The organism is Janthinobacterium longum, assembly GCF_051380735.1.
Classification (GTDB): Bacteria; Pseudomonadota; Gammaproteobacteria; order Burkholderiales; family Burkholderiaceae_D; genus Janthinobacterium.
This window is the reverse complement of record NZ_JBNYXQ010000014.1, coordinates 1-13,457: the sequence shown is the minus strand read 5'-3', so window position 1 is coordinate 13,457 and position 13,457 is coordinate 1. Positions and strand designations below refer to the sequence as shown.

Annotated in this window: 12 protein-coding genes and 1 rRNA gene; 9 read left to right on the top strand and 4 right to left on the bottom strand. The window is 61.9% G+C overall.

The window, feature by feature from the left end:
- The first annotated feature begins 3 nt into the window (after positions 1–3).
- Genes ACQ4WM_RS23335 through ppnP form a run of 7 tightly spaced genes read left to right on the top strand, consistent with a single transcriptional unit; the run spans position 4 to position 7,173 of the window.
- Entirely contained in the window at positions 4–459 is a 456-nt protein-coding gene (locus tag ACQ4WM_RS23335; protein WP_436549042.1) for a chemotaxis protein CheW, read from the top strand.
- Positions 456–1,679 (top strand): CheR family methyltransferase, encoded by a 1,224-nt coding sequence (locus tag ACQ4WM_RS23330; RefSeq protein ID WP_436549041.1) that lies wholly within the window; start codon positions 456–458, stop codon positions 1,677–1,679. The genes ACQ4WM_RS23335 and ACQ4WM_RS23330 overlap by 4 nt, the downstream gene beginning before the upstream one ends.
- Before the next feature lie 18 nt (positions 1,680–1,697).
- Positions 1,698–2,384 (top strand): chemotaxis protein CheW, encoded by a 687-nt coding sequence (locus tag ACQ4WM_RS23325; protein ID WP_436549040.1) that lies wholly within the window; start codon positions 1,698–1,700, stop codon positions 2,382–2,384.
- A complete protein-coding gene (locus ACQ4WM_RS23320) occupies positions 2,381–4,723 on the top strand; it encodes a hybrid sensor histidine kinase/response regulator (RefSeq protein ID WP_436549039.1) in 2,343 nt (780 codons plus the stop codon). The genes ACQ4WM_RS23325 and ACQ4WM_RS23320 overlap by 4 nt, the downstream gene beginning before the upstream one ends.
- Positions 4,724–4,736: 13 nt before the next feature.
- Complete coding sequence (cheB, locus tag ACQ4WM_RS23315) at positions 4,737–5,786, top strand: chemotaxis-specific protein-glutamate methyltransferase CheB (RefSeq protein ID WP_436549038.1); 1,050 nt, start codon at positions 4,737–4,739, stop codon at positions 5,784–5,786.
- A gap of 10 nt (positions 5,787–5,796) precedes the next feature.
- Positions 5,797–6,822 (top strand): GGDEF domain-containing response regulator, encoded by a 1,026-nt coding sequence (locus tag ACQ4WM_RS23310; RefSeq protein WP_436549037.1) that lies wholly within the window; start codon positions 5,797–5,799, stop codon positions 6,820–6,822.
- A 30-nt stretch (positions 6,823–6,852) separates the two neighbouring features.
- The gene (gene ppnP / locus ACQ4WM_RS23305; RefSeq protein WP_436549036.1) at positions 6,853–7,173 is read left to right on the top strand and encodes a pyrimidine/purine nucleoside phosphorylase; all 321 of its coding nucleotides are present in this window, start codon (positions 6,853–6,855) and stop codon (positions 7,171–7,173) included.
- A gap of 1 nt (position 7,174) precedes the next feature.
- On the opposite strand, the gene murB is transcribed toward ppnP, so the two are convergent.
- Complete coding sequence (murB, locus tag ACQ4WM_RS23300; RefSeq protein WP_436549035.1) at positions 7,175–8,203, bottom strand: UDP-N-acetylmuramate dehydrogenase; 1,029 nt, start codon at positions 8,201–8,203, stop codon at positions 7,175–7,177.
- Between the two features lie 176 nt (positions 8,204–8,379).
- On the opposite strand from murB, the gene ACQ4WM_RS23295 reads away from it, so the two are divergent.
- On the top strand, positions 8,380–8,865 hold the full coding sequence (locus ACQ4WM_RS23295) for a YajQ family cyclic di-GMP-binding protein (protein WP_065306321.1): 486 nt from the start codon (positions 8,380–8,382) through the stop codon (positions 8,863–8,865).
- A 101-nt stretch (positions 8,866–8,966) separates the two neighbouring features.
- The gene (locus ACQ4WM_RS23290) at positions 8,967–10,226 is read left to right on the top strand and encodes a nitronate monooxygenase (RefSeq protein WP_436549034.1); all 1,260 of its coding nucleotides are present in this window, start codon (positions 8,967–8,969) and stop codon (positions 10,224–10,226) included.
- Positions 10,227–10,277: 51 nt separating this feature from the next.
- On the opposite strand, the gene ACQ4WM_RS23285 is transcribed toward ACQ4WM_RS23290, so the two are convergent.
- The 3 genes from ACQ4WM_RS23285 to rrf all read right to left on the bottom strand — a co-directional run.
- Positions 10,278–11,576, bottom strand: a complete 1,299-nt coding sequence (locus ACQ4WM_RS23285) for a leucine-rich repeat-containing protein kinase family protein (RefSeq protein ID WP_436549033.1) — start codon at positions 11,574–11,576, stop codon at positions 10,278–10,280.
- Between the two features lie 110 nt (positions 11,577–11,686).
- Complete coding sequence (locus ACQ4WM_RS23280; protein ID WP_436549032.1) at positions 11,687–13,246, bottom strand: methyl-accepting chemotaxis protein; 1,560 nt, start codon at positions 13,244–13,246, stop codon at positions 11,687–11,689.
- 109 nt (positions 13,247–13,355) lie between these two features.
- A 5S ribosomal RNA gene (gene rrf, locus ACQ4WM_RS23275) occupies positions 13,356–13,457 on the bottom strand; the annotation flags it as partial.

The following is a 13,457-nucleotide window of genomic DNA, read 5'->3' as shown; positions in this document are numbered from 1 at the left end:
GCCATGAAAGTGCTGGTTTTTCATATCGGGGATGACCGTTATGGCCTCCGCCTGAAGGCCATCGTGCGCGTGCTGCCGCTGCTGGAACTGAAACAGCTGCCGCTCGTGCCCGATTGCGTGGCCGGGCTGATGGACCTGCACGGCACGCCCGTACCCGTGATCGACCTGTCGCGCCTGGCCGGCCTGGCGCCGGCAGCGGCGCAATTCGACACCCGCATCGTGATGATCGACTACCGCGCACCCGATGGCGCCCGGCATAAGCTGGGCCTGGTGGCCTCGCGCGTGCGCGGCATTGCCGACATCGATGAAGAACAGCTCGGTGCGTGCGGCGTCGCCACCGCGCCCTTCCTGGGCCAGGTGGCCAGCGATGCACACGGCATGCTGCAACTGGTCGAACCCGACCAGTTGCTGACGGACGCAGTGCGCGCGCTGTTGTTCCCGCACGGGAGCACAACATGACGGTGCAGGCGCTGCTGCGCCGGGCCAGCGGCTTGAGCGTCTCGAAATCGATGGCAGATCGGGCCGTGCGCCAGCGCATGGAGCGTACCGGCCACGACGACAGCGATGCTTACCTGGCCAATCTGACGGCCGAGGAAATGACGCAGCTGGTGGAGCTGGTGGTGGTGCCGGAATCGTGGCTGTTCCGCGATCCGCAGGCGTTTTATGCCACCGTCGAACTGGTACAGGAACGCTGGTCGCGCGGCAGGGCCACGCGCATCGCCTCGATTCCGTGTGCTGGCGGCGAAGAACCCTATTCGATGGTCATGGCGCTGCGCGACGCCAACCTGCCAAAGCAGGCTTTCAGCATTGACGCCTACGACCTGAGCCAGGCCTGCATCGAGCGTGCGCAAGCGGGCGTGTATGGCCGCAATGCCTTTCGCGCCCAGGACATGGCGTTTCGCGAGCGCTATTTCACGCCTCTGTCCGACGGCAATTACCGTCTTCTCGACGCGCTGCGCACGCAAGTCACCTTCAGGCAGGGCAATCTGCTGCAGTTCGACACCAAGGCTTTGGCCCAGCGCTACGACGTCGTCTTTTGCCGCAACCTGCTGATTTATTTCGACAAGCCCACCACGCGTGCGGCGATCGCCAAACTGTCGGCGCTGCTGGCAGACGACGGCATGCTGCTGGCCGGCTATGCCGAAGTACCGTCGTTCTGCCAGAACGGCTTTGTGCCGCTGCCGTACCGCCAGGCGTTTGCGCTGAAAAAAGACGATGGCAGGCGACCGGCCATCACCCGCGCACCGGCAGCGCTGCCGGTGGCGAAAAAACCCGCACTGCACAGCGTGGCTTTTATGCCGCCAGTCACGCGGACTCAGCCCATGTGCGTCGCTGCGCCAGTGGCCACACCACCGGCCAATCTGCTGGCCGAGGCGCGCAGCCTGGCCGACCGCGGCCTGCTGCGCGACGCCGCTGACAAGTGTCATGCCCACCTAGCGCGCGTGCCCGAGGCGGCCGAAGCGTATTATCTGCTGGGCCTGATCAATGAATTGGCCTGCAAGATGGACCTGGCCGACGACTACTGGCGCCGCTGCATCTACCTGCAGCCCGACCATTACGAGGCGCTGTGCCACCTGGCGCTGCTGGCCGAACGCAACGGCAACAACACGGCGGCCACCACGCTCAAGTCGCGCGCGGCGCGCATTTACCAGCGCCGCCAAGCCGGTGCAGGCCACTAACATGCGAAAAACACGACCATGAACCTTCCTTCCGTCACCGCATTGCACGAGCGCATCAGCGACTGCTGGAACCACATCGGCGTGGTCGGCGACCAGAGTTGCGACAAGCTGCCGGCCCATATCCATTGCCGCAACTGCGAGGTGTATGCCGACGCCGCCCAGCGCAACCTGCAGCGCACCGTTGACCACCGGTACCGCCAAGACTGGGCCGGCCATTTTCGCGCGCGCCACGACGATGGCGAGGCCAGGGAAAGTTCGGTGCTGGTGTTTCGCATCGGCCGCGAATGGCTGGCGCTGCCGACGCGGATCTTCGATTCTGTCGCGCCGCAGGCCACGCCGCACGTGCTGCCGCACCGCAGCGCAGGCGGCTTGCTCGGCATCGTCAATATCGGCGGCAAGCTGTATCCCTGCATGTCGCTGGCCAGCCTGCTGGGCATCGATGACCAGGACGCGCCAGCGGCCAGGGGCCGCCACACGTTTGCGCGCCTGCTGCTGATGCGCTGCGAAGACCAGTCGTTCGCGCTGCCGGTGGCCGACCTGCACGGCATTGTGCGCTACGCCGGCAGCGCGCTGCAAACGCCGGCCGCCACCATCAACAAGGGCCTGTCGCGCTTTCTGCTGGGCGTGATCACCGAAAACGAGATGCGCATCGGCTGCCTGGACACGGCGCTGATCGGCTTTCAACTTGCGAGACTTTTACGATGAGCCAGGACCAGCACGGCGACCTCAGTGCTTTTTCCATGCGGGACCTGTTTCGCATGGAAGCGGACAGCCAGACGCATATCCTCACCGACGGCCTGCTGACCATGGAGCGCCACGCGGGCGACGCCGCCGCCATCGAGCCGATGATGCGCGCGGCGCACTCGATCAAGGGTGCAGCTGCAATCGTCGGCCTGCAAGTGGTGGTGCAGCTGGCACACGGCATGGAAGACAGCTTTGTCGCCGCCCAGCATGGCCGCCTGAAGCTGACGCCGGAACGGGTCGACGTGCTGTTGTCTGGCGTCGACCTGATCGTGCAGTTGTCGCGCCTGGACGACGCCGGCGCCGAAGCGTGGCTGGCCGACAATGCGGCGCTGATCGACCGGATCTTGAAGGCAATTGCCGGCATCGCCGAGCTGCCGGAATTGCCGGCCCTGCCGCCGCTACCACCGCTGCACAGGATGCCGGCGTCGGCGCCCCCTTCCCTGTTATTGCTTCCGGACGATATCCAGGCCGCGCTGGCGGCCGAGATGGCCGACCTGCTCGCTCCGGCCTCGCCGCCTGAAGTACCTGCGCAGGCGCCAGCAATGGCGCCGCGCGCCAGTGCAGCCCCCGGCGCCAAGGCGCCGGCGCAGAACTTCGACCAATTGCTGTCGCTGGCCAGCGAAGCGCGCATCAATGCGCACCAGATGCAGCCGTTTATCGGCGCGTTGCAGCGCTTCAAGCGCAACCAGAGCAACTTGATATCGGCCGTCGAGCAACTGCACGAGGCCATCGCGCGCACGGGTGACGCGGGACTGATGGAAAAGTCACTGCTGGCGCTGCAAAAGACCCAGCCACTCAAGCAGTTCGTGCTCGGCCATATCACCGACATCGAAAACTACGAGCGGCGCGTGCTGGCCGTCTCGCAAGGCATGGTCGACGAAGTGCTGGCGCTGCGCATGCGCCCTTTCCGCGACGGCATCCATGCTTTTCCGCGCATGGTGCGCGACCTGGCGCGCGGCCTGGGCAAGGAAGTGCAGCTCGAGATCGAGGGCGAAGACACACTGGTCGACCGCGATATCCTGGCGAAAATCGAAAGCCCGATCAACCACATGCTGCGCAACGCCATCGACCATGGCATGGAAGGCCCGTACGAACGCATCGATGCAGGCAAGCCTGCACTGGGCACCATCCGCATGGAAGCGCGCCACCGCGCCGGCATGCTGAGCATCGAGATCAGCGACGACGGGCGCGGCGTGGACCTGGAAAAAATCCGCCAGTCGGTGATCACCCGAAAAATGGCCAGCCCGGCCATGGCGGCGGCACTGTCGAGCGGCGAACTGCTGGAATTCCTGTTCCTGCCCGCCTTCAGCCTGAAGGAAAAAGCCAATGAATTGTCGGGGCGCGGCGTGGGCCTGGACATCGTGCATGAAACCATTCGCCAGCAAAACGGCACGGTGCGCCTGGAATCGGAAGCGGGGCGCGGCTTTCGCGCCCTGATCACCCTGCCGCTGACGCAATCGATCGTGCGCGCGCTGGTCATCGATATCCGGGGCCAGGCCTACGCCATTCCCATCGTCAAGGTGGAAAGCGTGCTGCGGGTGCCGCAAACGGCCATCCACACGCTGGAAAACAAGCAGTTTTTCGAGCTCAAGGGCGAGCACCTGGGACTGGTCTCGGCGGCACAGGTGCTTGAACTGGGCGAAGCCGGCACCTGCGGCGACGACCTGCCGGTGGTGGTGATCGGGCGCGGCAAGCAAAGCCATGCGCTGGTGGTGGGTGCGATACGCGGCGAGCAGAGCCTGGCGGTGCAGGCGATCGACCCGATCTTCGGCAAGATGCGCGATATTTCCGCCGCCGCCCTGCTCGACGACGGCGAACCGGTGCTGATACTCGATGTGCCCGACCTGCTGCTGTCGATCGACAAGCTGCTGCACGAAGGCGGCCTGCACCAGCTGGCGCAAGGCGGCTCGGTACAGCAGCGGCGTGCGAAACGCATCCTGGTGGTCGACGATTCGCTGACGGTGCGTGAGATGGAACGCAAGCTGCTGCTGGGGCGCGGCTTCGCGGTCGACGTGGCGATCGACGGCGTCGACGGCTGGAACATGGTGCGCAGCGGCGAATACGACCTGGTGATCACCGACGTCGACATGCCGCGCATGGACGGCATCGAACTGGTCTCGCTGGTCAAGAAGGACCTGCACCTGCACAAACTGCCGGTGATGATCGTGTCATACAAGGACCGCCCCGAGGACCGCGCGCGCGGCCTGTCGGCCGGCGCCGATTATTACCTGACCAAGGGCAGCTTCCACGACGAGACCCTGCTCGACGCCGTGGCCGACCTGATCGGAGACGCGTACTGATGAGAACGAACACATGAAAATAGCCATCGTCAACGATGTGGCGATGGCGGCCGAGGCGTTGCGGCGCGTGGTCGCCAGCACGCAGGAGCACCAGGTGCTGTGGATCGCCCGTACCGGGCTCGAAGCGGTACGCATGTGCCTGAACAACCGGCCCGACCTGATCCTGATGGACCTGAACATGCCGGAAATGGACGGCGTGGAAGCGACGCGCCAGATCATGGAGCAAAGCCCGTGCGCCATCCTGGTGGTCACCGGCCAGCCGCAGGACAACGTCAACCATGTGTTCCGCGCACTCGGCGCCGGTGCGCTCGACGTCACCGCCACGCCGGTGCTGCAGGGCAAGGTGGGCGGCGACAGCGAACTGCTGGCCAAGATCAAGACCATCAGCAAGCTGATACGCCACAGCGGCGACACCGCGCCGCCGCCACGCCAGAACCAGCCTGGCGAGCGCGGCGATGGCCAGGTACAAACCTTAGTAGCTATCGGGGCGTCCACCGGTGGCCCATCGGCGGTGGCCAGGGTATTGTCCGACTGGACCGCGCCGCCCGGCTGCGCCATCGTGGTGGTGCAGCATATCGATGAAACGTTTGCCTCGCATTTTGCCAAATGGCTAGATGACCAACTGGCCATGCCGGTGCGCGTGATCGGCGAAGGCGACGAGCTGGTAGCCGGCACGGTGCTGGTGGCCAAGACCAATGATCACCTGCTGCTGGATCAAAATTATCGTTTGCGTTACGATGCGGCACCGCGCGACTATGTCTACCGCCCGTCGGTCGATGTGTTTTTTCACTGCGTGGCGCAACACTGGCGTGGCGATGCGGTAGGTATACTACTGACTGGCATGGGTCGCGATGGCGGCGACGGCTTGCTGGCCATGCGCCGCGCCGGCAAGACCACCATCGCGCAAGACCAGGCCAGCAGTGCCGTGTACGGCATGCCGCGTGCGGCGGCTGAACTCGATGCGGCGCAGCACATCCTGCCGCTTGACAAGATAGGCGCAAGCTTGCGCAATCGACTCGGTAGCCGGCTAAATAATGGCCAGGCTCCCCTCTCCAACCTCTGAAAAGATTGTAATGTCCGACTCTTTACCCCGCTTCCTGCCGCCAGACAGCGCCCTGACCGAATTCAAGGTCAGCGTGCTGCTGGTGGACGATCAATTGATTATCGCCGAGGCGATCCGGCGCATGACGAGCGACCAGCAGGATATCGAATTTCATTACGTCACCGATGCGGCGCTGGCCGTGGAAACGGCCTTGCGCATGCAGCCGACCGTGATCCTGCAGGATCTGGTGTTGCCCGGCATTGATGGCTTCGCGCTGATCAGGCAATACCGCGAGCACGAGGCGCTGGCGCACGTGCCGGTGATCGTGCTGTCGGCCAAGGACGACCCGAAACTGAAGGCTTACAGCTTTGCCGTGGGCGCCAATGACTATGTCGTCAAGCTGCCGGACCGGCTGGAGTTGCTGGCACGCATACGCTACCACTCGAACGCCCATATCAGCCGGCTGCAGCGCGACCAGGCGTTTCGTTTCTTGCGCGAAAGCCAGAAAAACCTGGCCGAGGCCAATATCGAGCTGCAGAAGCTGGCGGCCCTGGACGGTCTGACGGGCATCGCCAACCGCCGCCGCTTCGATGAAACGGTGCACATCGAATGGCAGCGCGGACAGCGCGACAAGGCCCCGCTGAGCCTGCTGTTCTGCGATATTGACCTGTTCAAGTCCTACAATGACCAGTTCGGCCATCTGGCGGGCGATTTGTGCCTGAAGAAAGTGGCTGCCGTGCTGACCGAGCACCTGAAGCGCCCAGCCGACCTGGCGGTGCGCTACGGCGGCGAGGAATTCGCACTGGTGCTGCCGGAAACGAACATCGAGGGCGCCATGCTGATCGCCGAAGCGTGCCGGCGCCACCTGGAAAATCTGCAGATCGAGCACCCGCTCGCCCCTTTGGGCGTGGTCACGATGTCGATAGGCGTGGCCACGGTCGTGCCCTCGCCACAGTCGACCGCCGAACAGTTGATCAACCGTGCCGACCAGGCCCTGTACACCGTCAAGCGCAGCGGACGCAACAGTGTGCTGAAGGCCGAAGACACCGCCACCTGATTTTTAACCCCTGAAAAGGCAAGCACAAGCATGAGCAACAGCACACAACTGGACAACGTCAGCGTCGTCAAGAAATCGAATATCTATTTTGATGGCAAGTGCATCTCGCACAATGTCATCTTCGCCGATGGCACGAAGAAAAGCGTGGGCGTGATTTTTGCGTCCTCGCTGCGCTTCAACACGGGCGCGCCGGAAACCATGGAAATTGTCGGCGGCCTGTGCAAGGTCCGCCTGGCCGACGCCAGCGACTGGGCCAGCTATGGCCCGGGCCAGCAGTTCAGCATCTCGGGCAACAGTCATTTTGATATTGAAACTTTAGAAACTGTCGACTACGTCTGCCACTTCGCTTAATTCAGATATATACCGGCTCCGGCGACAGCAGCACCCCATACTTCGCCTCGACATCCTTGCGGATCGCCTCGGCCAAACCCGTAATGTCCGCACCACGAGCGCCGCCATTATTGACCAGGACCAGCGCCTGCCTGGGATACACTCCCGCAGGCCCCAGGTTTTTTCCCTTCCAGCCACACTGGTCGATCAGCCAGCCCGCTGCCAGTTTTTCGGTACCGTCCGGCTGTGCATGGTGCACCAGTGCCGGAAAACGTTGCAGCAACTGCGCACAATGCTCTTTGGACACCACCGGATTCTTGAAGAAACTGCCGGCATTGCCGATCACGGCCGGGTCCGGCAGCTTGCGCCGGCGGATCGCGATCACCGTATCGGCCACCTGCTGCGCCGTTGGCTTCGTCAGTTGCTGTTCCGCCATCGCCTGCGCCAGTTCCGCATAGCGCAGATTCGGCTCCCACTGCGCCGGCAGCGCGAAGGTGACTTCCAGCACGATCAGTTCAGCGCCATCGGCCTGCTTGAAGATGCTGTCGCGGTAGCCGAAGCGGCAGGCTTCCCGGTCCATGTCGAACACGATGCCGCTGCCGGCGTGCATCACGCTGACGCTATGCAGATAATCCTTGATTTCCACGCCATAGGCGCCGATATTCTGGATCGGCGCCGCGCCCACCGTGCCCGGGATCAGCGACAGGTTTTCCAGCCCGCCCACGCCTTGCGCCAGGGTCCACTGCACAAAGGCGTGCCAGTTTTCGCCGGCTGCCGCCGTCACCAGGATGGTGTCGAACGATGCCTGCGCCAGGCGCATGCCGGTGCTCGCCATGTGCAGCACGACACCGGCAAAGTCACCGGTCAAAACGATATTGCTGCCGCCGCCCAGCACCAGGCGCGGCATGCCGGCCAGGGCCGGATCTTGCAGCGCCGCTTGCAATTGAGGAGTGGAAGTGATGCGCACATAGGCGGCGGCCTGGGCCGTAATGCCGAAAGTATTGAGCGCTTGCAGCGGGTAATTGTGTTCGATGGTGAGCTCTGGAGACATGGGATACCGTTTATTTTGCTCGATTATAGAGCGAATGCGACAAAAAACCAGCGCAAGACAAGGGCAGGCAAGCCGTTGTCCGTTAAAATGTCGCATCTTTAACAGGGTCCCGCCACTTGCAACAGTAGCCACCCGGCGCGCCAGGCGCGCACCGCTCCAACACGAAAGGACTGACCATGCCGTCATTTGATGTAGTTTCCGAAGCCGATATGATCGAAGTAAAAAACGCGGTCGAACAAGCCAACAAGGAAATTTCGACCCGTTTCGACTTCAAGGGCAGCGACGCGCGCGTCGAACACAAGGAAAATGAACTGACCGCGTTTGCGGATTCCGATTTCCAGCTCAGCCAGGTACGCGACGTGCTGACCAACAAGCTGACCAAGCGCAAGGTCGATGTCCGTTTCCTCGACGAAGGCGACATCAAGAAGATCGGCGGCGACAAGGTCAAGCAGATCATCAAGATCAAGAATGGCATCGAAACAGATGATGCGAAAAAAATCGTGCGCGTCATCAAGGACAGCAAGATGAAAGTGCAGGCGAGCATCCAGGGTGAAGCCGTGCGCGTGACCGGCGCCAAGCGCGACGACCTGCAGGCAGCGATGGCCATGCTGCGCAAGGATGTGCCGGACATGCCGCTGGAATTTAACAATTTCCGCGACTGATCCTGATCTCGTAACAGTGGGGTGGCGCACCAAGACTCTGGGCCGCTTGCGGTAAAATTGGGCTTGCGCACAGTAATAACGACGGTAGTCTAAGGATAGCAATGAAACGTGTTGATGATTTCCGCCTGCGATTTGGCAAAAAAGAGTATGTGCCGATCATGATCGGCGGCATGGGCGTGGACATTTCCACGTCGGAACTGGCGCTGGAAGCGGCCCGGCTGGGTGGCATCGGCCATATCTCCGATGCCATGGTCGAAGACGTCTCGGATCGTCGTTTCGACACCACCTTCGTCAAGGACAAGACGAAGCTGTACAAATTCAACATCAATAACAGCGACAAGGCGGTGGTGCAGTTCGACCTGGGCCGCCTGGCAGACGCACAGCGCCGCCATATCGGCGCCACCATGGAAGCGAAAAAAGGCGATGGCCTGGTTTTCGTCAACTGCATGGAAAAACTCACCATGAACGGCCCGCGCGAAACCTTGCGCGTGCGCCTGAACGCAGCGCTTGACGCCGGCATTGACGGCATCACCCTGTCGGCCGGCCTGCACTTCGGCTCGTTCGCGCTGATGGCCGACCATCCGCGTTTTCGTGATGCCAAGCTGGGCATCATCGTGTCGTCGGTGCGCGCCCTGCAAATTTTCCTGCGCAAGAACGCCAAGCTGAACCGCCTGCCCGACTTCGTCATCGTCGAAGGTCCCTTGGCCGGTGGCCACCTGGGTTTCGGCATGGACTGGGCCAATTACGACCTGCACACGATCACTGCCGAATTGCTGGCCTACCTGAAGGCGGAGCAGCTCGATATTCCGCTGATCGCCGCTGGCGGTATCTTCACCGGCAGCGATGCCGTGTCGTTCCTGGAAGCGGGCGCGGCTGGCGTGCAAGTGGCCACTCGCTTTACCGTCACCCATGAATGCGGCCTGCCTGACAAGGTCAAGCAGGAATACTACAGGGCATCGGAAGAAGACATCATCGTCAACGGTGTTTCTCCGACCGGCTACCCGATGCGCATGCTGAAAAGCACGCCAGCCATCGGCGCCGGCATCCGTCCCGGCTGCGAATCATACGGCTACCTGCTCGACGCCACCGGCAACTGTGCGTATATCAATTCCTACAATCGCGAAGTGGCCGCCCACCCCGAGCTGAAAGTCGTGTCGGTGATGGACAAGACCTGCCTGTGCACGCATATGCGCAACTTCAACTGCTGGACCTGCGGCCATTACACCTACCGTCTGAAGGACACCACGCACAAGCTCGACAATGGTGAATACCAGATCCTGTCGGCCGAACATGTCTTCAAGGACTATCAGTTCAGCGTCGACAACCAGATCGCCCTGCCGGAAAAAGAAACCGCAGCCTGACCAGGCAGGGCTTCAAAAAAATGGCGCAGCCTGCGAGGGCTGCGCCATTTTTTATGCTGCCCTGATTGCTGCAAGGCTGCTGGCGATATGATCGAAACGGGGCCGCAGCAGGAGCTGCTCCTGCAAGCAAGCACTAGCCAACTGCTGCAGCTCTGGCGCAGATGCATCGCAGCGCGCCAGCAATTCGGCCAGCAGCACCCCGAAGGCCCGTACCTCGATCGCCTGCAAGACAGCAGCTATCGGTGCCTCAGGTGCAAACAGCGAAGCAGCACCGAAGTCACCGAGCAGGCAACGTCCATCGGGATGGTGCAGGATATTGTGAGCATACAGGTCGCCATGGACAATCCCGTGGGCATGCAACTGGCCGGCGGCCGAAGCGACGCCATGGGCGATGCCAAGTAATTGCGGCTGGCTGAAGCGCACCTCATCGCCATAGATATCGCGCGTGCAGGATGCCAGGCTTGGTGGTCCGGCCAGGTTGACATAGGCCGCATCGATCAGGGGCATGACCAGCGCGAGCGATCCTTGCGGGTGAGCACTTACAGTACCGAGGATGGGAATCAGGCTGGCATGATTGCCCGCGCTGACGCAGGCGGCCATTTCACTGCGCGGCAGGCCATCGCTGGTCATCGCGCCCTTGAAGACCTTGACGGCCACTGGCTGCCCGTCAAGCGTAGCCTGGGAAATGACCCCCGACGCGCCCTCGCCCAATTGCTGGCCCAGCTGCAAACGCTGCCAGTCGATATGTTCCATGCCAGCTGTATCGAGCGCCGCAGCTTCACGTGCTTCATTGAACGGATTGCCGGCACAGGCCAGCCAGCTCAGGCGTGGCAATTCCTGCAGCCAGGCCGGCAGCGATGGCAGGCGGTTGGCGGAAATACGCAGCAGCTCCAGCTGAGTGCAGCGCGCCAGCGAAGCCGGCAGCGACTGCAGGCGATTGCCAGCCAACATCAGTTTTTGCAAGTACCTGCAATCGCCCAGTTCGTCCGGCAAGCTCTCGATGACGTTATCGGTCAGGGTCAGCCAGCGCAGCTTGGGCGGCAGGGCTTGCGCCGGCACTTCGCGGATCTGGTTTGCCTTGAAACCGATCATGCTCAACTCCGGGCAGTTGCCGAGCACCGCCGGCAAGCTCGTAAACAGATTATTTGAACAAAACACGATGCGCAGCTTGTGCAGCCGCGGCAAATCGTCGGGCAGGGACGACAGGGCATTGCCCGTCAGGTCGAGAATTTCCAGGGTATCGGCCAGATCGAAGATCTCGGGCGGAAACGAAGTCAGGCCGCAGGACAGGCTCAAACGTTGCGCGCCCGCCAACTGACCGGTGCGCAACTGTTCCAAAGTAGTGGACAAGGCATGCTTTCAAATCGATAAAATCAAAGTGTAGCAGGCGAGCGTTTTCCACTCAGCACTTTTTGTGCCATATCGGCCAACAAGGCCAGCGACTGCGAGCCGTGGCAGTCTTAAGCCAGTTTGAACGTGCTGACCGACGCCGATAGTTGCCGTGCCTGATCCTGCATGCTGTGCGCGGCAGCCGACGCCTGCTCGACCAGCGCGGCGTTCTGCTGGGTCACGTCGTCCAGCTGGCGGATCGCCACGCCGATTTGCTCGATGCCGCTGGTCTGCTCGCCGCTGGCGGTGCTGATGCCACTGATCATATCGGTGACGCGGTGCACGCTGGCGACCACTTCGTTCATCGTCGCACCGGCTTCGTTTACCAGACGCGCGCCAGCATCGACCCTCTGCACCGAGGTATCGATCAATGCCTTGATCTCCCTGGCGGCAGCCGATGAGCGCTGGGCAAGGTTGCGCACCTCGCTGGCAACGACAGCGAAGCCACGGCCCTGCTCGCCGGCGCGCGCAGCCTCGACCGCCGCATTCAAGGCAAGGATATTGGTCTGGAACGCGATGCCGTCGATCACAGCAATAATGTCGACGATTTTCTTCGACGACGTGTTGATCGCGTCCATGGTATCGACCACCTGCGCCACTACAGCGCCACCGCGCACCGCCACATCGGACGCCGACAAGGCAAGCTGCTGCGCCTGGCGCGCGTTGCCTGCGTTGTGCTTGACCGATTGCGTCAAGGCCTCGACCGACGATGTGGTTTGCTCCAGCGCCGATGCCTGAGCCTCGGTACGCGCGGACAAGTCCTGGTTACCCGAGGCAATTTCTACCGATGCGCTGGCAATAGTGCCGGTTCCGCTGCGGATATGACCGACGATCTGTACCAGCCCGTCCTGCATGGCTTTCATCGCCGCCAACAGGCTATGCCGGTCACCCGGTGCCGTATCGATTTTCATGCAAAGGTTGCCTGCGGCGATACTGCCGGCGATGTCGGCCGCATACCGCGGTTCGCCTCCCAGTTGCGCCATCAGGCTGCGCGCCAGCGCGTACAGCACGGCGGCCGCCAGGCCTACGGAAGCGAGCAGGATTGCCAGCATGATGGCCGATGACGACGCGATCTGCGTGCTGGCATAGGCTTCGTCATCGCTGGTGCGTTTGGTAGCGCGCTCGACCAGTTGGTTAATGACGGCGCGATGCTGTGTATAGCGTTGTTTCATCACGTCCAGCGCAGCAGCAGCGGCGGCAACATCGTCGCGTTGCAGCGAAGGTATGAATTGCGTGAAGGCGATCTGATAAAACTCCTGCGCCGGCTTGTCGGCGCCGTTGAGCAGCAAATCCTTCAGATCGGGCTCCAGCTCTTCCTTTTCCCAAAAAGCATGGCGTGTGTCGTAGTCTTTCTTGAGCGAGCCGAGATTGTCGATCAGCGCCTTGCGCTCGGCAGGTGCCGCAGCCATGGCCTGCAAAGAGACCAGATAGGACTCGATGATGTACTCGGGCGGCGGCAAAATATCAGCAATCAAATCCTTGCCCTGCACCACCCGCTTGTATATCGGACCGTTGACCTTCAGTTCATTGAGCACCTTGAACGACCATGCGCCATAGATCGTAAAACCGGCAATGATAATCACCATCAATAAAGCGAAGCGGTGGGCAAGCTTTAGCTGTGAAGATTTCATAATGGAAGGAGAATTTCCTGTGAGCAAGAATATCCAGTATATAGCGATTAATGCAAAAAAGCCCCGCCAGATTTCTCTGGAGGGGCTTTTTCTTTACTACGAATAACAAGCCTGACGATAACCTACTTTCACACTGGTTGCAGCACTATCATCGGCGCAAAGTTGTTTCACGGTCCTGTTCGGGATGGGAAGGGGTGGGACCAACTTGCTA

Bases quoted from the DNA above. Each gene is read 5' to 3' on its own strand.
- cheB (WP_436549038.1), top strand. From the start codon at position 4,737: ATGAAAATAGCCATCGTCAACGATGTGGCGATGGCGGCCGAGGCGTTG.
- ACQ4WM_RS23295 (WP_065306321.1), top strand. From the start codon at position 8,380: ATGCCGTCATTTGATGTAGTTTCCGAAGCCGATATGATCGAAGTAAAA.
- ACQ4WM_RS23310 (WP_436549037.1), top strand. From the start codon at position 5,797: ATGTCCGACTCTTTACCCCGCTTCCTGCCGCCAGACAGCGCCCTGACC.
- ppnP (WP_436549036.1), top strand. From the start codon at position 6,853: ATGAGCAACAGCACACAACTGGACAACGTCAGCGTCGTCAAGAAATCG.
- ACQ4WM_RS23320 (WP_436549039.1), top strand. From the start codon at position 2,381: ATGAGCCAGGACCAGCACGGCGACCTCAGTGCTTTTTCCATGCGGGAC.
- ACQ4WM_RS23280 (WP_436549032.1), bottom strand. From the start codon at position 13,246: ATGAAATCTTCACAGCTAAAGCTTGCCCACCGCTTCGCTTTATTGATG.
- murB (WP_436549035.1), bottom strand. From the start codon at position 8,203: ATGTCTCCAGAGCTCACCATCGAACACAATTACCCGCTGCAAGCGCTC.
- ACQ4WM_RS23325 (WP_436549040.1), top strand. From the start codon at position 1,698: ATGAACCTTCCTTCCGTCACCGCATTGCACGAGCGCATCAGCGACTGC.
- ACQ4WM_RS23335 (WP_436549042.1), top strand. From the start codon at position 4: ATGAAAGTGCTGGTTTTTCATATCGGGGATGACCGTTATGGCCTCCGC.
- ACQ4WM_RS23330 (WP_436549041.1), top strand. From the start codon at position 456: ATGACGGTGCAGGCGCTGCTGCGCCGGGCCAGCGGCTTGAGCGTCTCG.
- ACQ4WM_RS23290 (WP_436549034.1), top strand. From the start codon at position 8,967: ATGAAACGTGTTGATGATTTCCGCCTGCGATTTGGCAAAAAAGAGTAT.